The organism is Lysobacter panacisoli, assembly GCF_009765165.1.
GTDB lineage: Bacteria > Pseudomonadota > Gammaproteobacteria > Xanthomonadales > Xanthomonadaceae > Lysobacter_J > Lysobacter_J panacisoli.
Window position 1 is genome coordinate 1,632,639 of record NZ_VLNU01000001.1, and the last position, 19,567, is coordinate 1,652,205.

Below are 19,567 nucleotides of genomic sequence, written 5' to 3' on the forward strand. Positions count from 1 at the left end.
CGCGCGATGAACGAGATGACCCAACGTCCCTCGATCGACGCGCCGCAGCTGCGCACGCTGCTGCTCACCGATCTGTGCGACTCGACCACGCTGGTCGAGCGCATCGGCGACGTCGCCGCGGCGACACTGTTCCGCGACCACGACCGCCTCGTGCTCGACCTGCAGCAGCGCTGGCGCGGTCGCCTGATCGACCGCTCCGACGGCCTGCTGCTGCTGTTCGAACGTCCGATCGACGGCCTCGGCTTCGCCCTCGACTACGTGCGCGGACTGCGCGAGATGGGCGCCTCGCGCCGCCTCGACCTGAAGGTCCGAGCGGGCCTGCACGTGGGCGAAGTACTCACCTGGCGCAACAGCGAGGAAGCCGTGCAGGTGGGCGCCAAGCCGCTGGAAGTCGAAGGTCTCGCCAAGCCGATGGCCGCGCGCCTGATGGCGATGGCGCGTCCGGGCCAGATCCTGCTGTCCGCCGTCGCCGAGCCGCTGGCGCATCGCGCCGCGCGCGAACTGGGTGAACGCGGCCAGCATCTGTTGTGGAAATCGCACGGCCGCTGGCGCTTCAAGGGCATGCCCGACAGCCAGCAGATCTACGAAGTCGGCGAACCGGGCATCGCGCCGCTGCGTGCGCCGACCAACTCTCCCAAGGCCTGGCGCGACGTTCCGTTGTGGCGTCGTCCGGCCGCGCTCGCCGCTGAAGCGGCGGTGATCGTCGGCATCGGCGTGGGTGTGTGGTTCGCCACGCGACCCGCGCCGGCGATCGCGTTCAACCAGCGCGACTGGGTGGTGGTGGCGGACCTGCGCAATCTGACCGGCCAGACCGTGCTCGATGATTCGATGGAGCAGGCGTTCCGCATCAGCCTGGAGCAGTCGCGCTACGTCAACGTGCTCAGCGACATGAAGGCGCGCGACACGCTGGCGCGCATGCAGCTCAAGTCCGACACCGTGCTCGACCGCTCCGTCGCCTCGGAAATCGCGCTGCGCGACGGCGCGCGCGCGGTGATCCTGCCGACGGTCGCGGAAGTCGGCGGCAAGGTGCGCGTCAGCGCCGAGATCATCGACCCGAACACGCAGGCCACGGTGTACGCCGAAACCGCGGACGGCGCGGGCGTGAATTCCGTGCTGGCCTCGATCGACGAAGTGACCGGTGAACTGCGCGCGAGCCTGGGCGAGACGGTCAAGGCGATCGAGAGCGACTCGGCCGAGCTGCCCAAGGTCACCACGTCGAGCCTGGAAGCGCTGCGTGCGTATTCGCTGGCGACCAAGGCTTACGCGCGCCGCGATTTCGGCGAGGCGTCGCAGTACTTCAGCGAAGCGATCCGTCTGGATCCGAATTTCGCGCTGGCCTACATGGGCCTGGCTCGCATCCATATCAGTCGCGCCGAGAACGAGGCGGCCAAGCCGTTCCTGCAGAAGGCGCTCGACCGCAAGTCGCGGCTGACGCGGCGCGACGGACTCTATCTGGACGCGTGGGCGGCGGAGTTCGGCGACAAGGCCGCCGTCGAAGCACCGCTGCGGTGGAAGACGCTGGCGGGCATGTATCCGGATTTCTACGCGGGCCATTTCCAGTACGCGTGGTCTGCATTCGTCAACAACCGTTTCGACGAAGCGCTGAAGTACGCCTCGATCGCCACCGCGCCGCAGGAACCCATGCGCGGTACCGCGATGGAACTGGTCGGCCGCATCGAACTCGCCCGCGAAGAACGCCTGAAAGCGTTGCGTTCGCTGCAACAGGCGCAGGCCATCGGCGGGTACCCGGCCAATCGCCGGCAGGCGGCGGCGCTTGCCGCGCTCGAGCGTTTCCCGCAGGCGCGACAGGTGCTGCAGACGCTGCCCGCGAACGGCTCGCCCGATGGGCAGCTGACCAACCAGCTCGAACGCATCGCCATCGAAGTCGACCAGGGGCGCTGGAAGGACGCACACACGGTCGCCGCCTCGTCATCGAACGCGGCGAAGCGCGCGACGCCGCTGATGGCCAACGAATTCCGCGCGATCGAACTGATGGTGCAGTCGATGCTCGATCCGGCGCGCCTGCGCGAGGCCGACCTGGAGCAACTCGCCCAGAACGCGCTGACCGAGGCGGAGCGTTCGAGCAATCGCGACAGCACGCCGCAGGCGTTCTTCGCGCTGGCCGCGCTCAAGCTGGACCAGCGCGCCGGTCGCACCGCTCTCGCCGATCGGCTGATCCCGCGCATCCGCACGCTGGCCAACCGGGTCGGCGAGCCGGTCCTGCGGCAGATGGTCGTGGTGGTGGAAGCGGGGCAGCAGCGCCTGAAGGGCCAGCCGCAGGATGCGATCGCGACGTTGCGACCGCTGATCGATGGCAGCGAACTGTTCCAGGTGCACGTCGCGCTGCACGACGCCTATCGCGCCGCTGGCCAGAACGAGAAGGCGCTGGCCGAGCTGAACTGGATCGCCGAGCACCGCGGCCGTGCGTACAGCGAAGTGGCTGGCGACCAGGTGTTCCAGAGCCTCAACGTCGCCGACACGCGCCTGGCGCGACTCAGCCGTGCCGAGATCCTGTGGCAGGGCGGCAAGACCGCGGACGCCCGCCAGGAACTGGATCTGTTCCTGGCAGGCTGGCCGCTGGATCAGCTACCCGATCACTTGCGCCGCAGGGCGGCAGTGATGTTGTTGGATTCGAAGGCGAAGACGACGGTGTGATTGCCCGACGAGGTGAGGTGCGCGTGCAGCTCTTCGCGAGCCGCCGCGAACTCTTCCTTCGACGCGAGCGAATTCACGCGCATGCACGAGAACGCATCTTCGCCGGGCTGGGCCGCCGCGAAACCCATCGAGGCGTTCTTGCTCAGCGCGCCGCTCGCCGCCGGATAGCCGATCTGAGCCAGCGCACCGACCGGATTGCTCGAGAACTGGTCGCGGAAATCGTCGTCGGTGGCGAGCTTGTCCAGCAGGTCGCTGGCGACGCGTGAATCAAAAGGTGAATGACCGGAGCCCGAGGCTCCGCCGCTGTTTCCGATCATGGAAGTCCCCTTGGCAAGCCGGCGCCGTTGCCGGATCGTGCGAATCTAGCTCGGTGTGAGGTCCGTCACAACCCCGACGTGACCGGGTCCGGCCTGACGGAGTGGATCGGAAGGATGAAGATCAGACGTTGCAGTTGTGTGTTTATGGAACCGAGGGAGCAGGTCCGGGTGGACCTGATGTCGATCCTTTCCGGTGGCGACGGCCTGGCCCGCTCGATGCAGTGGTTCGCGCTCGCGCCGCATCTGGCGGGCGAAGTCGCGGTCACGGACGCGGAATGCCGGTTGCTCGGCCAACTCGGCACGGAGCAGTGGGTCGGCTTCGACGACATTCCTGCCGAAGATCGCGATGCGTTGCGACGCCTGATCGACGTGGGCCTGGTCGTGAGCGCGGACGACATCGACGGCCACCACGCAGACGACGAACGCCTGCGCGCCGCGCGCTGGCATCCGCTTTCGGCGACCTTCCATGCGTTCACGCGCTGGAGCGGCATCGACAGCGTGAGCGAAATGAAGCTCGCCGGCACCGACAACGCCGCGACCATGCGCGAACGACTCGGCGAACCACCGCCGGCATCTTCGCAGTGCGGAGATGGACAGCGCCTGCCGTTGCCGCGCATCGCGCCGAACGAGTTCGACGACCTGCTCGCGCGTCGCGCGACGTGCCGCAACTTCGATCCGTCACGCCAGGTGCCGTTCGATGTGTTCGCGCAGTTGCTGCAGCGCGTCTTCGCAGCGCAGGCGGAGGTGCGCGTCGCCCACGACACCGTGTTCCTGAAGAAGAACGTGCCCTCAGGTGGCAGCCTGCATCCGATGGAGTGCTACCTGATCGTGCAGCACGTCGAAGGCGTGGCGCCCGGCCTGTACCACTACCAGGCGCAGGAACACGCGCTGGAACCGCTGGCCGCGCCAGCCACGCCGCTGCGCGAACTGGTGATGGATGCGGTCGCGCGCCAGCACTGGTTCGCCGACGCACACGTCGTGGTGCTTATGTCGCCGCGCTTCGATCGCACGTTCTGGAAGTACCGCCAGCATGCGAAGGGTTATCGCGTGATCGCGCTCGAGGCCGGGCACATCTCGCAGACGCTGTACCTCGCCGCGACCGAAGCGGGGCTCGGCGCGTTCATCACCAGCGCGATCAACGAAGTCGAACTGGAGCAGGCGTTCGGACTGGATCCGATCCGACAGGGCGCAATCGCGGTCTGCGGTTTCGGCTGGCGCGCGGCGACGATGGAGACGGCCGAGCTGGATCCGGCCGAGCGCGTCTGGGTGAGGGCGGACGCCTGAGTCGCGCCGTCACGCGGTCGCGGCATCGATGCCGCGCATCGCACGGCGCAGGCCGATCGCTTCGGTGAGATGCGGCGTGGCGATGTCGTCGGCGCTGGCGAGATCGGCGATGGTGCGCGCGACGCGCAGGATGCGGTGCATGGATCGCGCGGACAGCTGCAGCGCTTCGACCGCGCGTTCGAGCAGCATGCGATCGGCCTCGGCGAGGCGGCAGCTCGTGAGCGTGTCTGCCTGGTTGAGCGTCGCGTTGGTCGTCCCGCTGCGCGCGAGCTGGCGTTCGCGTGCGGCGATGACGCGCGAACGCACGACCTCGCTGGATTCGCCCGCGGGTGCGTCGGGACGCAGTTCCGATGCCGGAAGACGCGGCACTTCGACGTGCAGGTCGATGCGATCCAGCAAGGGCCCGGAAATGCGGCCGCGATAACGGCGCACCGCGTCCATTCCGCAGCGGCAACGACCCGACGCATCGCCGGCCCAGCCACAGGGGCAAGGATTCATCGCCGCGACGAGCTGGAAGCGCGCCGGGAACTCCGCGCTGCGCGCCGCGCGCGAGACCGTCACCACGCCCGATTCGAGCGGTTCACGCAGCACTTCCAGCGCTCGGCGATCCCACTCGGGCAATTCGTCGAGGAACAGCACGCCCTGGTGCGCGAGCGAGATTTCGCCGGGACGTGGCTGCGTTCCGCCGCCGACCAGTGCGACCGCGCTGGCGGTGTGGTGCGGCGAGCGGAACGGTCGCTCGCGCCAGCGCGAAGGATCGAGTCCGCGCCCGCTGACCGAGGCGATCGCCGCCGCCTCCAGCGCTTCGTCCTCGCTCGCCTCGGGTAACAGGCCGGGTAACCGCGATGCGAGCAGCGTCTTGCCGCATCCAGGCGGGCCGATCAACAGCAGGTGGTGGCCTCCGGCCGCGGCGATCTCCAGCGCGCGCCTTGCGTGCGACTGGCCGCGTACGTCGGCGAGGTCGGGGCCGGGCGATCGTGACGACGCCGGCGCCTGTGCGAACGGCAGCGACTTGCGGCCGTCGAGCTGCGCGCAGACTTCGAGCAGCGTGCGTGCGGTCCGCACTTCGACGGCGCTGGCCAGCGCGGCTTCGGCGCCGTTGCCTTCCGGCACGATCAGACGCCGCCGCGCCTGTCCCGCAGCGAGCGCCGCCGGCAATGCGCCATCGACCGCGCGCAGCTCGCCGGTGAGGCCGAGCTCGCCGATGAACTCGTAGTCGCCGAGCGGTTCCAGCGCTATCTGCCCGCTTGCGGCGAGGATGCCCAGCGCGATGGGCAGATCGAAACGGCCGCCGTCCTTGGGCAGGTCGGCGGGCGCGAGGTTCACGGTGATGCGACGCGCGGGGAATTCGAACTGCGCGCACAGGATCGCGGCACGCACGCGATCCTTGGCTTCGCGCACCGCCGCTTCCGGCAGGCCGACGATGGACATCGCCGGCAGGCCGCCGGCGAGGTGCACTTCCACGCGTACCGCAGGCGCACGGACGCCCGTTCGCGCACGGCTGTGCACGAGTGCCAAATTCATGGAAGGAAACTCAGTGCTGCGCGGGCGGCGTGCGGCCGAGCTGCGCCTCGAGCTCGGCGACGGTGCGCTGCAGTTCTTCCAGCTTCTCGCGCGTGCGCGCCAGCACCGCGCGCTGCACTTCGAATTCCTCGCGGGTGACCAGGTCGAGCTTGGACAGGCCCGACTGCAGGACCGCCTTGAAGTTCTGCTGCAGCTCTTCGCGGCTCTCGCGCAGGCCCGGAGGAACCAGCGTGCTCAGGCGGCGGGCGAGGTCGTCGATGGGATTGAGGTCGATCATGAGGAGGTTCCTCCGGCATTCACCGCAGAGTGCGGGCTGGGCCGTGAGGATGCCGTCGGCATCGGCCGCGCCGGATTGTGGGGGAATTCTGAAGCGTTGCGGACAGTCACTGTAGCGCAAGGCCACGGTCGGGGGCATCGTCTTTTCGTTATCCTGCCGCCCGGGAACCCGGAGACGCAGCGATGAAGATGGTCATGGCGGTGATCAAGCCGTTCAAGCTCGACGACGTGCGCGAGGCGCTGGCCGAGGCCGGCGTGGCCGGCATCACCGCCACCGAGGTCAAGGGCTTCGGCCGGCAGAAGGGCCATACCGAGCTGTACCGCGGCGCCGAGTACGTCGTCGACTTCCTGCCCAAGATCAAGCTCGAAGTGGCCGTCACCGACGAACAGGTCGACGCCGTGGTCGAGGCGATCATGAAGGCCGCCGGCACCGGCAAGATCGGCGACGGCAAGATCTTCGTCTGGGACCTGGAGCGCGCGGTGCGCATCCGCACCGGCGAGATGGACGGCGACGCGCTCTGACGCGTCGCATCCGCTTCAGCGCTTGACGCGCCGGTAGAACCGCTTCCACCCGTTGCGGATCGCGCCGACCCAGCCAGGCGGCGCGAGCGCCGCGGCCTCGCGCGTGTCGGGCGCGTGTCCAGTAAGGCGCTGTCGCATGCGCGCGACGTTGGCCAGATCGCTGCGACGCAGTTCGCGTGTCAGCGGGAACCCGCGCAGCCAGCGCGGCGTGCGTACGGCGGAGGTGAAATCGATCAGCACCGGCGTGGTGCCGCACACCAGCACGTTGGCCGGATGCAAGTCGTTGTGGGTAATGCCCGCGGCGTGCAGTGAAGCGACTGCGCCGCGCAGCTGCTGGAACACCGCCGAAGCCGCGTCCATCGCCACTTCGCCCAGCGTGACACCAGGGATGAACTCGATGCCCAGTGCGAGTCCTCCGACCGTGCCCAGCAGCGCGGGCGCGTGGCGCCAGCCGCGCAGGCGACGCAGCACGCGGGCCTCGCGTCGCACCAGCAGGCGCGCGAGTGGCGACAGCGGCGTGCCGCGATAGCGTCCGTAGTCCTTGATGACGGCGGGGCGGCCGTCGACCTGGGCGACGTAGACGTCGGGTTCGAGGAAGCGTTCGCCGCGCTTGAGCACGCGCGCACGCGGCGGCAGGGGCTTGCGGCCCTGCAGCGGGGAGATCGTATTCATGGCGGGTCCGGCGACGCGCGTCGTGCTCGGGGGAGGGCGGCGCGGCGGTGATGCGATCGGACCGGAAACGGTCCGGCCGGGCCAGCGACCCGGTCCGCGAAATCTTAACGAGCCATGCCCGCGCGAACGACCGCCCTCGCCGCACGCACTGTTCCGCCGTCGCGACGGAATCGGAAAAGCGAAAGCCCCGCCGGAGCGGGGCTTTCGCGTGGATCGCAGTGGAACGGAGGGCTTACTGGCCCAGTTCCGCGGCCACGAACGGCGGCAGCTTGGCGGCGCCGGTGTGGATGTCGGCGGTGTAGTACTTGGTGTCGAAGCCCTTCGCGCGCGAATCAGCCTCGCGGAAGTCGAAGCCCTTGCCCTTGCGCGCCAGGGTGCAGCTCCACCAGCCAGTCGGATAGCACGGCTGCGGGAACGGCAACGTCTGGAACGTCGTGAAGCCCGCCTTGCCCATCTCCGCGCGCATCTCCTTGATCAGCGAGAGCAGCATCAGTGGCGATTCGGACTGCTGCACGAGGATGCCGTCGTCCTTGAGGGCGCGGAAGCAGCTTTCGAAGAACGCCTTGTTGAACAGGCCTTCCGCCGGGCCGACCGGATCGGTCGAATCCACGATCACGATGTCCAGCGAGTTCGGCTCGCAGTCCTTCATGTAGGCGATGCCGTCGTCGAACAACAGCGTCGCGCGCGGATCTTCGTTGGCGTCGCACAGCTCCGGGAACCACTTCTCGGCCATGCGCGTGACCTGCTCGTCGATGTCGCACTGGACCGCGCGCTGCACGCCCTTGTGCTTGAGGACTTCGCGCAGCGTGCCGCAGTCGCCGCCGCCGATGATCACCACGTTCTTCGGGTCGGCATGGGTGAACAGCGCCGGGTGGGACATCATCTCGTGATAGAAGAAGTTGTCCTTGGTCGTCAGCATCATCGCGCCGTCGATGAGCATCAGGTTGCCCCAGTCGGTGCTCTCGAAGATCTCGATCTTCTGGAACGGCGACTGCACCTCGTCCAGCTTCCGGGTGATGCGGTAGCCGATCGCCGAGCCGGTCGGCTCGAAGTTCTCGTAGTGCCAGGAAGTGTTCGTGCTCATCGATTGCGTCCCAGGGGAAAGGCCGCGTCCGGATGCCGCGTCGCGATGCGACGGCCCGGGCGGGCGGGAGAAGGGGGCGGCATTGTAGCGGACCGTCCGTTACGGGCTGGCGTGGCCGTGGCCTGAACCGTCTGTACGGTCCCGCCCGGCGGGGGGCTGTAGAATGCGCGTCCCCCCGCCTCCCCCCGGTACCCCGCCGATGTCCGACTGGTCGCTCGATCAGGCCCGCAAGACCTATTCGATCCCGCACTGGTCGGAGGGGTATTTCGACGTGGGCGGCAACGGTCAGGTCGTGGTCCGCCCGCGCGGTGCGCAGGGCCCGGCGATCTCGCTGCCGGAAGTGATCGATGCCGCGCGCGCCAACGGCGCCAAGCTGCCGCTGCTGGTGCGCTTCCCGGATATCCTCGGCGATCGCCTGGGCAAGCTGCAGGCCGCGTTCGCGCAGGCCCAGGCCGACTGGGACTATGCGGGCGGCTACACCGCGGTCTATCCGATCAAGGTCAACCAGCACCGCGGCGTCGCCGGCACGCTGGCCTCGCACCGTGGCGAGGGCTTCGGCCTGGAGGCCGGCAGCAAGCCGGAGCTGATGGCCGTGCTGGCGCTGTCGCGTCCGGATGGCCTGATCGTCTGCAACGGTTACAAGGACCGCGAATACATCCGCCTGGCCCTGATCGGCCGCAAGCTCGGGCTGGAGACCTTCATCGTCATCGAGAAGCCCTCCGAGCTGGCGCTGGTGATGGAAGAGGCCGCCGCGCTCGGCGTGAAGCCGGGTCTGGGCGTGCGCATGCGCCTGGCCAGCCTCGGTGCGGGCAAGTGGCAGAACAGCGGCGGCGACAAGGCCAAGTTCGGCCTCTCGCCGCGCCAGGTGTTGGACCTGTGGAAACAGCTGCGCGACAGCGGCATGGCCGACACGCTGCAGTTGCTGCATTTCCATATGGGTTCGCAGATCTCGAACGTGCGCGACATCGCCAACGGCATGCGCGAGGCGACGCGCTACTTCGTCGAGCTCTCGCGCCTGGGCGCGCAGGTGCGCTACATGGACGTCGGCGGCGGCCTGGGCATCGACTACGAAGGCACGCGCTCGCGCGGCTTCTGTTCGATCAACTACGGCGTGCAGCAGTACGCCAGCAGCATCGTGCAGCCGCTCGCCGAAGCCTGCGCCGAGAATGGGTTGGTGCCACCGCGTATCGTCACCGAATGCGGTCGCGCGATGACCGCGCACCACGCGGTGCTTGTCGCCAACGTGTCGGAAGTCGAGGAAGCGCCGGAAGGCCGCATCCCGGATGTGCACGACGACGAGCCGGCGGTGATCCGCCACCTGCGCGAGGTGTACGCCGAACTCGACCAGCGTCCGCCGGTCGAGCTGTTCCACGAAGCCCAGCACCACCACAGCGAAGGTCTCGCGCTGTACGCGCTGGGCCAGCTCGACCTGGTCCACCGCGCGCGCATCGACGACCTGTTCTACGCGATCGCGCACGCGGTGCGTAAGCGTCTGAGCTACGACGAGAAGAACCATCGCGAGCTGCTCGACGAACTCAACGATCGGCTGGTCGACAAGTACTTCGTCAACTTCAGCGTGTTCGAATCGATCCCCGACGTCTGGGCGATCGACCAGGTGTTCCCGATCCTGCCGATCGAGCGCCTCGACGAGGAACCCACGCGTCGCGGTGTGCTGGCCGACATGACCTGCGATTCCGACGGCACGGTGAAGACCTACGTCGAGAACGAAGGCCTGGACACCTCGCTGCCGCTGCATTCGCCGCGCAGTGGCGAGAGCTACCGCCTCGGCTTCTTCCTGGTCGGTGCGTACCAGGAGATCCTCGGCGACATCCACAACCTGTTCGGCGACACCGATGCGGTCGAAGTGCGCGTGGCGGGCGACGGCTACCAGCTGACCCAGCAGCGTCGCGGCGACACCACCGACGTGATGCTGGACTACGTAGGCTACCGGCTCGACGACCTGCGCGCGGCGTACCGCGAGAAGGTCGCCGCCGCCGAACTGCCGGCCGACGAATCCGCGCGTCTGGATGCGGCGCTGGAATCGGGCCTCACCGGCTACACCTATCTCGACGACGCGCCTCTGGCGTAAGCGTCCCCTCGACCGCGCCGGATCGCGCGGAAGACCGTGGTCGCCGTCCGGGACGGTGGATCGCGTTTAACGGTACGTGCGCGGCAGTCGCCGCCGCACGGCCACTCAAGCGGAAAAATGACGATGAAAGTTGGATTGATCGGCCTGGGCGCGATGGGCGCACCGATGGCCCGCTACCTCCATGCGAAGGGCCTGCTGACCGCGGTCGGCAACCGCACGCAGTCCAAGGCCGACGCACTGGCCGCGGAGCTGAACGTGCGTGCCGCGCGTTCGGCGGCGAACTTCGCCGATTGCGACGTGGTGGTCCTGTGCGTGTCGCTCGACGCCGACGTGCTGGAGAACGTGGCCGCGCTGGCGGAGGTGCTCAAGCCCGGTGCAGTGGTGATCGACCATTCCACCGTCGCGGTCGAGACCGCGCGCCGCTGCGCCGCGCTGCTCTCGCCGCACGACATCGGTTTCCTCGACGCGCCGGTATCCGGCGGCGTGGAAGGCGCGCGCAACGGCAAGCTGTCGGTGATGGTCGGTGGCGATGGCGGCGTGCTCGAGAAGGGGCGCGAGGTGATCGAGTGCTATGGCGCGCGCATCACCCACATGGGCGACACCGGTGCGGGCCAGGCGACCAAGGCGGTCAACCAGGTGCTGGTGGCCGGCATCAACGAAGCCGTGTGCGAAGGCCTCGCGCTGGCCGAGAAGCTCGGCCTGGATGCGGACAAGCTGCTGCCGACGCTGATGGCCGGCGCGGCCAGCAACTGGTTCCTCGACAAGCGCGGCGCGACGATGCTGCGCGACGAGTTCGCGCCGGGCTTCAAGAGTGCGCACATGCTCAAGGACCTGCGCATCGTCAGTGCGATCGCGCGCGATACCGGCCTGCGCATGAGCACGCTGGAACAGGCGCTGTCCGATTACGCCGAGCTGATCGAGCGCGGCCAGGGCGAAGCCGATACCTCGGCGCTGATCACCCTCAAGCGCGGCGGTTGATCCGCCGCATCCCGGGCGTGGCGCGTCAGTGCGCCGCGCGCCGCGCGCGATAGCGCGCCAGCAGCTGCGGGCCGAGGATCGCGCCGCCCCAGGCGAGGACCAGGTTCAGCACGATCGCGAGCAGGTTGTACTTCACCACGCCGACCATCGACAGGTTCGGCGCACGCGAGAGCACGAACACGCTGAGCAGCCATACGGCCGAGATCAGCGCGACCGCGATCCAGCGGAAACGCGGGCCGGCGATGGCGCCGCCGACAGTCATCGCGACCAGCACGCCGAACAGGTCCAGCAGCGGCAACTCGCCGAGCGGCGTCATCAGCGCCTGGTTCAGGCGGGTGTGGAAGACAAACGTGAGCAGGGCGAACAGCGTCAGCAGGCCCAATGCCGCGACGCAGCCCCAAAGAATGCGGTTCTTCATGCGATCCCCTCGCAGCTGGCGGCAGTCTAGCCGCGGCCCGACGATGCGCGAGGTGACCGCGGTCGCGTTGTGGGCGGGGTCCGCAAAGCGAACGGGCCGCGATGTGCGGCCCGTCGCTTATTTCACCTTGATCGCCATCGCCGGCAAGCCGCCGCCGGCGAGCTTGCGCTTGGCGTCGGCCAGATCGCTGGCGGTGCCATAGGGCCCCATGCGCACGCGATAGACCGTGTTGCCGTTGATGGCGGCCGATTCGACGCGCGCGCTGAGTCCGAGCATCGCGATGCGCGCCTTCATCTCCTCCGCCTGCCCCGATGCCTGGAACGCGCCGGCCTGGAGCAGGTAGCGGGTGCCGTCGTCGGTGGCGGCCACGGGCTTGGTCTCGCTCGCGGTCGGCGTGGCCGGCGTGACGCTCGCTACGGTGGTGGGTGCGGGCGTCGCCTGCGGCGTACGTGCGGGCACCGTGTCGGATTCGACCGGGCGCGGCAGCGTGGCGGTCGGCTGGGTCGCGACCGGCTTCGGCGCTTCGGCCGGCGCGGGCTCGGGCTTGTTGCGGCCGGCCGCCTGACGACGCGCCTCGGCCTGCTCGCTGGCCGCGAGTTCGGCATCGGACATCGGCACTTCCTTGCCCGGAAGCAGGGTGTAGAAGTCGTAGTCGGTGTCCTTCTTCGCGTCGTCGCGCTTGCCGCCCTTGGCGGGCGCGGGCGCGCTTTCCTCGGCGATCGCCTCGTCCTCGGCGCTCGACACCGTGGCCGGCTGCGCGTCGGGATTCGGCTGCGGACGGAAGAAGCCGTCGCCGCCGGACTTGAGGTACTTCGGTGCGACCAGGATCGCCACTACGGCCAGCAGGATGCCGAGCACCATCCATGCCCAGCCGGGCAGGCCGCTGTCGCCACCGGAATTGCGCTTGGCCTGCGATTTACCACGCCGTGCTGCCACTTACATCACCTCGGGGGCGCTCACGCCCAGCAGTTCGAGACCGTTCGCCAGCACCTGACGCGTCGCCGTGGCGAGCACGAGGCGTGCATCGCGGGTGTTGGCGTCGTCGACCAGGAACTGGTGGTCGTTGTAGTACGTCTGGAAAGTCTGCGCCAGCTCGAGCAGGTACACGGCGATCTGGTGCGGTTCGAGGTCGCGGCCCGCGGTTTCGACGACATCGGGGTAACGCAGCAGCGTGGCGATGAGTTCGCGCGCGGCGGTGTCTTCGAGGTCGAGCGGTTGCGCGATGCCGTTGGCGGCATCGAACGACAGGCCGCGCTCCTTCAGCTGGCGCATCAGGCCGCACATGCGCGCATGCGAGACCTGCACGTAGTACACCGGGTTGTCGAGCGACTGGCTGCGCGCGAAATCGATGTCGAAGGTGAGCTGCGAATCGGGCTTGCGCGCGATCAGGAACCAGCGCGTCGCATCGCGGCCGACCTCGTCGATCAGGTCGCGCAGCGTCACGTAGCTGCCGGCGCGCTTGGACAGCTTCACTTCCTCACCGCCGCGCATCACGGTGACCATCTGGTGCAGCACGTATTCCGGCCAGCCCTGCGGGATGCCGCAATCGAGCGCCTGCAGGCCGGCCTTCACGCGCGCCAGCGAGCCGTGGTGGTCGGCGCCCAGCTCGGTGATCGCGCGTTCGTAGCCGCGCTGCCACTTGCTGCGGTGGTAGGCGACGTCCGGCACGAAGTAGGTGTACGTGCCGTCGGACTTGCGCATCACGCGGTCCTTGTCGTCGCCGAAGTCGGTGGTGCGCAGCCACAGCGCGCCGCCTTCCTCGTACGTGTGGCCGTGGGCGACGAGTTCGCGCACGGTTTCCTCGACCTTGTCGTCGCCGTACAGCGACGACTCGAGGAAGTACACGTCGAACGACACGCCGTAGGCTTCCAGGTCCAGGTTCTGCTCGCGGCGCAGGTAGGCCACGGCGAACTGGCGGATGGCGTCGAGGTCCTGCGCGTCCTTCGCGCCGGTGACGGTGTGGCCTTCGACTTCGACGCTGTCGCCGCGCAGGTACGCGGCCGCGACGTCCTTGATGTAGTCGCCGCGGTAGCCGTCTTCCGGCCAGCTGGGATGTTCCGGGCCGTGGCCGAGCGCGCGGGCCTGCACCGAGATGGCGAGGTTGTTGATCTGCGCGCCGGCGTCGTTGTAGTAGAACTCGCGCGCCACGTCCCAGCCGTTGGCGTCGAGCACGCGCGCGATGCAGTCGCCGATCACCGCCGCGCGGCCGTGGCCGACGTGCAGCGGGCCGGTCGGGTTGGCCGAAACGAACTCGACGCCGGCGCGATGGCCCTTGCCGCCTTCGTTGCGTCCGTAGCGCGCGCCCTGGGTCAGCACTTCGCCGACCTGGCGGCGCCACGCGGATTCGTCGACGTGGAAGTTGATGAAGCCCGGTCCGGCGATCTCGACCTTGGCCAGTTCGCCCGTCTGCGGCAGCGCATCGACCAGCGCCTGTGCGATCGCGCGCGGGTTCGCCTTGGCCGGCTTGGCGAGCAGCATGGCCGCGTTGGTCGAGAAATCGCCCTGCGCCAGCGACTTGGGACGCTCGATCACGAATTCGGGCGTGGCGAGGTCGGCCGGCAGGGTGCCGGCGGCGCGAAGGGCGTCGATGGCCTGCGCCACGAGGGCGCGGAGAGTGGATTTCACGGGAGTTCTGGGGGTGCTGCGGGACCGGGCATTGTACGCGAGGCCCCGCGGGCGGCGGTCTCGGGCCGCCGCTAGATCGCGCCGCGAGAGGCCATCGACAGCGGTGGACCGTCGCCGATCACGAAATGGTCCAGCAGGCGCACGTCCAGCAGGTGCAGCGCCTCCTTGAGCCGGTCGGTGAGCAGGCGGTCGGCGGCGCTGGGCTCGGGGCTGCCGCTGGGATGGTTGTGGCCGACGATGACCGCGGCGGCGTTGAGCGCCAGGGCGCGGGCGGCGACCTCGCGCGGGTGCACCTCGGCGCCGTCGATGGTGCCGCGGAAGAGTTCCTCGAAGGCGATGGCGCGGTGGCGCGTGTCGAGGAACAGGGCCGCGAACACTTCGTGGGGGCGGCCGCGCAGGCGTTGGGCGAAATAGTCGCCGGCGGAGCGCGGATCGCTCAGGAGCAGCCCGCGCTTCAGATCCGCGCCGAGCATGCGGTGACCGAGTTCCAGCGCCGCCGCCAGCGCACATGCGCGCGCCGGGCCGAGGCCGGGCAGGCGCGCCAGTTCCGTGGGCGGGCGTTCGAGCAGGACCCGCAACGGACCGTGCGCCTGCAGGAGATCGCGCGCGGTCGCCACCGCGTCCCGGCCGCGCAGGCCGGAGCCGAGGAAGATCGCCAGCAGTTCGGCGTCGCTGAGGACCGCGGCGCCGTGGGCGAGCAGGCGTTCGCGCGGTCGTTCCTCGCTGGGCCAGTCTCGGATGTGCATGCGGGAACCCGTCGTCGATGTGGCGTCGATGTGGAAGTGGGCGGCCGGCGCCCGACGGTCGGCGCGGTGTGCCGTCGCGCTCCCCTGACCGCCGGGCGCCCGGCCTCCACTGGTGCCTATTCCAGCGAATCGCGGCGGCGGACGCCGCAGGGGTTTCGCATGCCTTCGGGTAAGCTAAATGCGGTTATCGCAGTAGGTATTTGCCCGATGGTCGAGCCCGGTTCCCTGCAAGGACAGAAGGTGCTGCTCTGCGTCTGCGGAGGGATCGCCGCGTACAAGTCGGCGGAGCTGGTCCGCCGACTGCGCGACGCCGGTGCCGAGGTGACCGTGGCCATGACCGAGAACGCCCAGCACTTCGTCGGCGCGACGACCTTCCAGGCCGTGTCCGGCCGGCCCGTGCGCACCTCGCTGTGGGATGCCGCCGCCGAAGCCGCGATGGGTCACATCGAACTCGCCCGCTGGGCGGATCGCGTGGTGATCGCGCCCGCGACGGCCAACACGCTGGCGCGGCTGGCGCACGGTTTCGCCGATGATCTGGTCACCACGCTGTGCCTGGCGACAACCGCGCCGGTGACCGTGGCGCCGGCGATGAACCATCGCATGTGGCTGCACCCGGCCACGCAGGACAACATGGCGACGCTGCGCGCGCGCGGCATGCAGGTGGTCGGGCCGAACGACGGTCCGCTCGCGGAAGGCGAATCGGGTCCGGGTCGCATGAGCGAGCCGGAGGAGATCGTCGCCGCGTTGCGCAGGGGCGGCGCATGAGCGCCTCGCTGCAGGGATTGCGGATCGTGGTCAGCGCGGGGCCGACCTACGAGGACATCGATCCGGTCCGCTTCATCGGCAACCGCAGCAGCGGGAAGATGGGTTTCGCCGTGGCCCAGGCCGCGGCGCAGCGCGGCGCGCAGGTCGTGCTGGTGGCCGGCCCGGTGTCGCTGCCGACGCCCGCCGGCGTGCAGCGCATCGACGTGCGTTCGGCCGCGCAGATGCACGAGGCGGTATTGGCGCAGCTGCCGGCCGACGTTTACATCGGCGCGGCGGCGGTGGCGGATTTCGCGCCTGCGCAGGCCGCTTCCAACAAGATCAAGAAGACCGCCGGGCAGGACACGTTGACCCTGACCCTGGTGCGCACGCGCGACATCCTCGCCGACATCGCCACGCACGCGCAGCGGCCGCGACTGGTGGTGGGATTCGCCGCCGAGACCGACCATGTCGAGGCGTATGCGCGCGGCAAGCTGGAGAACAAGCGCCTGGACCTGATCGCCGCGAACCGCGTCGGCGTGGCCGGCAGCGGTTTCGAGAGCGACGACAACACGCTCACCGTGTACGCGGCCGACGGTCTCGCGCAGGCGCTTGGTCCCGCGCCGAAGACAGCGCTGGCCGACGCGCTGCTCGAACTGGTCGCCGCGCGCATGCCGACCTGACGCGCGCCGCTGGCACGACCCTTGCGTCACCTACCGCGCACCGCGCGCCTTCCATACTGGCTCGATACCCAACGATCGGACGCATGAACCATACGCTTGAACTGAAGATCCTCGATCCGCGCTTCGGCGGCGAATGGCCGCTGCCGACCTATGCCACGCAAGCCAGCGCCGGACTCGACCTGCGCGCCGCGCTGGACGATGCGCTGACGCTGCAGCCAGGCGATACCGCGCTGGTGCCGTCGGGCCTGTCGATCCACCTGGGCGATCCGACGATGTGCGCGGTGATCCTGCCGCGTTCGGGACTGGGCCATAAGCACGGCATCGTGCTGGGCAACGGTACCGGGCTGATCGACGCCGATTACCAGGGGCCGCTGCTGATCAGCGTCTGGAACCGCGGTCGCGAGGCTTTTACGATGCAGCCAGGGGATCGCATCGCCCAGCTCGTCATCCTGCCGATCGTGCGGGCGACGCTGCAGGTGGTGGAAGAATTCGAAACCAGTGCGCGCGGGGCCGGTGGCTTCGGCCACACCGGCGTGCGCTGACAAGGGGAAGTCGATGAAGGGTCTGGAAATGGGACAAGTGTCGGCTTCGGCCGCGCGCCTGAAGGTGCTGCTGCCGGTGCTGGTCGGGCTGTTCGTGCTGCTGGCCGGCTGGTTCGCCTGGAGCGGGTGGGAACTGCACCGCGACGGCGCGCGCCGCGTGTCCGTCACGCAGGCGCGCGACGAGGCGGTCGATGCCGCGCGTCTGGCGCTGTCGTCGGAGCAGAAGCAGTTGACCGCCCGCCTGGCGACGCCGGCCGTGCAGAACGCCATCGCCGCCGGCGATCTGGCGACCGCATCGCAGGCACTCGCCAAGGACTGGAAGGGCGCCGCCGACGTGACGGTGCTGCCGCTGGACCTGTCCGCGGAATACGCCTCGCTGCCCAAGAGCGGCTATGGCCGCATGGGTGTGATCGAGGCGGCGATCGAGGCGGGCAAGCCGGTCGCCGGACTGGTGCGCCACGGCAGCGGCCCGCAGCTCGCGATGGCCGCGCCGGTGCTGAGCGGTACCCAGCCGGTCGCCGTTGCCTACGCGCGCCTGCCGCTGAAGAAGGTCAGTGGCGGCCTCGAAGATGCGTCGGTCGGTGATGACACCTACCTGGCCCTGCGCCAGGGCGGCTACAGCGCCGTGGAGCGCGGCGACAAGCAGCTGGCCGGCGGTGCCGAGGCGTTGGCGGAGAAGATTCCGGGCAGTGACCTGCGCGTGGCTGCGGCGGTGCCGGACGTGGCCGGCGGCCCGTTCGGGCTGGACGCACTGGCCTGCTTCATCGCGGCGGCGGTCATGCTGCTGCTGGCCTTCCTGACCTGGCGCGCACCTCATATCAAATTGCGGCGCAAGGCCGCCGAAGCCGACGAGGAAGGTCCGGTTCAGACGCTGGCGGAGAGCATGGAGGCCAGTCCCCCGACGCCGAAGCCCACGCCCGTGACCCCGCCCAAGCCCGCCAGCCCGTCCCGTCCGGTCGCCATCGACCGCGGCATCTTCCGCGCCTACGACATCCGTGGCGTGGTCGGGCAGACGCTGGATGCCGGCGTGGCCGAGCTGATCGGCCAGTCCGTCGGCTCGCTGATGCACGAGAAGGGCCTGACCGACATCGTGGTCGGCCGTGACGGCCGCCTGTCCGGCCCGACCCTGGTCGAAGGTCTGATCTCCGGCCTGCGCAAGGCCGGCCGCAACGTCATCGATATCGGCCTGGCGCCGACGCCGGTGGTGTACTTCGGCGCCTACCACCTGCGCGCCGGCTCGTGCGTGTCGGTCACCGGCAGCCACAACCCGCCGGACTACAACGGCTTCAAGATCGTGGTTGGCGGCGAGACCCTGTCCGGCGACGCCATCGTCGACCTGTACGCCCGCATCGCCGACGATCGCCTGCAACTGGCCGACCTGGGTTCGCTGGTCCAGCGCGACATCTCCGAGGACTACGTCCAGCGCATCGCCTCCGACGTGCAGATCGACCGCCCGCTGCGGGTGGTGGTCGACGCCGGCAACGGCGTGGCGGGCGACATCGGTCCGCGCGTGCTCAGCGCGATCGGCGCCGAGGTCACGCCGCTGTATTGCGACATCGACGGCACCTTCCCGAACCACCATCCGGACCCGAGCGAGCCGCACAACCTCACCGACCTCATCAAGATGGTGCAGCGCCTGGAAGCGGACCTGGGCATCGCCTTCGATGGCGACGGCGACCGCCTGGGCGTGGTCACGCGCGATGGCGAGAACATCTTCCCCGACCGCCTGCTGATGCTGTTCGCCGCCGACGTGCTCGAACGCAACCCGGGTGCGGTGATCCTGTACGACGTGAAGTGCACCGGTCGCCTGCCTGGCCAGATCCTGCGCCACGGCGGCAGCCCGCTGATGTGGAAGACGGGTCACTCGCTGATCAAGGCCAAGATGCGCGAGACCGACGCGGAACTGGCCGGCGAGATGAGCGGCCACTTCTTCTTCAAGGAGCGCTGGTACGGCTTCGACGACGGCATCTACGCCGCCGCGCGCCTGCTGGAAATCCTCGCCGCGCAGCCGCGCTCGCCGTCGGAAACGCTGGCTGCGCTGCCCAACGGCGTGTCCACGCCGGAGATCAAGGTCGACGCGCCCGATGGCGACCCGCACACCTTCGTCGAGCGCTTCCGCAACGAGGCGCAGTTCGAAGGCGCGCGCCTGTCGACCATCGACGGCCTGCGCGTGGATTACGCGGACGGCTGGGGCCTGGTGCGCGCGTCCAACACCACGCCGGTGCTGGTCATGCGCTTCGATGCCGATTCGCCCGAGGCGCTGGCGCGGATCAAGAACGACTTCCGCACCCAGCTGCTCGCGCTGAAGCCGGACCTCACGCTGCCGTTCTGACGCGCAGCGACCGGGGCGCGCCGTGCGAATGGCATGGCGCGCCTCGCGTGTTTGATCGAAGGAATCGCAGGGACGGCGG

General features: G+C 69.3%; 16 protein-coding genes and 1 pseudogene. 8 read left to right on the forward strand and 9 right to left on the reverse strand.

From position 1 onward, the window contains the following. Positions 1–6: 6 nt before the first annotated feature. Entirely contained in the window at positions 7–2,655 is a 2,649-nt protein-coding gene (locus FOF45_RS07750; protein ID WP_233264087.1) for a putative peptide modification system cyclase, read from the forward strand. On the opposite strand, the gene FOF45_RS07755 is transcribed toward FOF45_RS07750, so the two are convergent. Then, positions 2,595–2,972, reverse strand: a complete 378-nt coding sequence (locus tag FOF45_RS07755; RefSeq protein WP_158983655.1) for an NHLP-related RiPP peptide — start codon at positions 2,970–2,972, stop codon at positions 2,595–2,597. The two genes, FOF45_RS07750 and FOF45_RS07755, sit on opposite strands and share 61 nt — an antisense overlap. A 114-nt stretch (positions 2,973–3,086) precedes the next feature. Here FOF45_RS07755 and FOF45_RS07760 point away from each other — a divergent pair, with 114 nt between their 5' ends. Continuing rightward, on the forward strand, positions 3,087–4,256 hold the full coding sequence (locus tag FOF45_RS07760; RefSeq protein WP_158983658.1) for a putative peptide maturation dehydrogenase: 1,170 nt from the start codon (positions 3,087–3,089) through the stop codon (positions 4,254–4,256). A gap of 9 nt (positions 4,257–4,265) precedes the next feature. Here the strand turns inward: FOF45_RS07760 and FOF45_RS07765 are convergent, their stop codons facing one another. Continuing rightward, positions 4,266–5,780 (reverse strand): YifB family Mg chelatase-like AAA ATPase, encoded by a 1,515-nt coding sequence (locus FOF45_RS07765; RefSeq protein WP_158983660.1) that lies wholly within the window; start codon positions 5,778–5,780, stop codon positions 4,266–4,268. A 10-nt stretch (positions 5,781–5,790) separates the two neighbouring features. Further along, complete coding sequence (ubiK, locus tag FOF45_RS07770; protein ID WP_158983663.1) at positions 5,791–6,057, reverse strand: ubiquinone biosynthesis accessory factor UbiK; 267 nt, start codon at positions 6,055–6,057, stop codon at positions 5,791–5,793. A 182-nt stretch (positions 6,058–6,239) separates the two neighbouring features. Between ubiK and FOF45_RS07775 the strand changes: the two genes are divergently transcribed. Next, positions 6,240–6,578 (forward strand): P-II family nitrogen regulator, encoded by a 339-nt coding sequence (locus FOF45_RS07775; RefSeq protein WP_158983665.1) that lies wholly within the window; start codon positions 6,240–6,242, stop codon positions 6,576–6,578. Positions 6,579–6,593: 15 nt separating this feature from the next. Here FOF45_RS07775 and FOF45_RS07780 read toward each other — a convergent pair whose 3' ends face one another. Then, positions 6,594–7,250: a phosphotransferase gene (locus tag FOF45_RS07780; RefSeq protein WP_158983668.1), complete on the reverse strand. Its 657-nt coding sequence runs from the start codon at positions 7,248–7,250 to the stop codon at positions 6,594–6,596. Positions 7,251–7,482: 232 nt separating this feature from the next. Then, positions 7,483–8,334: a polyamine aminopropyltransferase gene (gene speE, locus FOF45_RS07785; RefSeq protein ID WP_158983670.1), complete on the reverse strand. Its 852-nt coding sequence runs from the start codon at positions 8,332–8,334 to the stop codon at positions 7,483–7,485. Between the two features lie 199 nt (positions 8,335–8,533). Between speE and speA the strand changes: the two genes are divergently transcribed. Both speA and FOF45_RS07795 read left to right on the forward strand, forming a co-directional pair. Then, complete coding sequence (gene speA, locus FOF45_RS07790; RefSeq protein WP_158983673.1) at positions 8,534–10,423, forward strand: arginine decarboxylase; 1,890 nt, start codon at positions 8,534–8,536, stop codon at positions 10,421–10,423. 117 nt (positions 10,424–10,540) lie between these two features. Further along, entirely contained in the window at positions 10,541–11,401 is an 861-nt protein-coding gene (locus FOF45_RS07795) for an NAD(P)-dependent oxidoreductase (protein ID WP_158983675.1), read from the forward strand. Between the two features lie 25 nt (positions 11,402–11,426). Here the strand turns inward: FOF45_RS07795 and FOF45_RS07800 are convergent, their stop codons facing one another. The 4 genes from FOF45_RS07800 to radC form a co-directional block, all read right to left on the reverse strand. Further along, positions 11,427–11,819, reverse strand: a complete 393-nt coding sequence (locus FOF45_RS07800; protein ID WP_158983677.1) for a hypothetical protein — start codon at positions 11,817–11,819, stop codon at positions 11,427–11,429. Positions 11,820–11,936: 117 nt separating this feature from the next. Further along, positions 11,937–12,755: an SPOR domain-containing protein gene (locus FOF45_RS07805; RefSeq protein ID WP_158983679.1), complete on the reverse strand. Its 819-nt coding sequence runs from the start codon at positions 12,753–12,755 to the stop codon at positions 11,937–11,939. Next, positions 12,756–14,444 carry an arginine--tRNA ligase gene (gene argS / locus FOF45_RS07810; RefSeq protein WP_158983681.1) on the reverse strand — a complete coding sequence of 563 codons (1,689 nt, stop codon included), beginning with the start codon at positions 14,442–14,444 and terminating at the stop codon, positions 12,756–12,758. It abuts the gene before it with no gap. 71 nt (positions 14,445–14,515) lie between these two features. Beyond that, positions 14,516–15,190, reverse strand: coding sequence for a RadC family protein (gene radC, locus FOF45_RS07815; protein WP_158983683.1), 675 nt, complete (start codon positions 15,188–15,190; stop codon positions 14,516–14,518). Positions 15,191–15,397: 207 nt separating this feature from the next. Here radC and coaBC point away from each other — a divergent pair. The 3 genes and pseudogenes from coaBC to FOF45_RS07830 all read left to right on the forward strand — a co-directional run bounded on the left by coaBC (position 15,398) and on the right by FOF45_RS07830 (position 19,488). Beyond that, a pseudogene (gene coaBC, locus FOF45_RS07820) lies at positions 15,398–16,614 on the forward strand (bifunctional phosphopantothenoylcysteine decarboxylase/phosphopantothenate--cysteine ligase CoaBC). Positions 16,615–16,697: 83 nt separating this feature from the next. Beyond that, positions 16,698–17,156 carry a dUTP diphosphatase gene (gene dut / locus FOF45_RS07825; protein WP_158983685.1) on the forward strand — a complete coding sequence of 153 codons (459 nt, stop codon included), beginning with the start codon at positions 16,698–16,700 and terminating at the stop codon, positions 17,154–17,156. A gap of 13 nt (positions 17,157–17,169) precedes the next feature. Beyond that, on the forward strand, positions 17,170–19,488 hold the full coding sequence (locus FOF45_RS07830) for a phosphomannomutase/phosphoglucomutase (protein ID WP_158983687.1): 2,319 nt from the start codon (positions 17,170–17,172) through the stop codon (positions 19,486–19,488). Positions 19,489–19,567 lie beyond the last annotated feature (79 nt).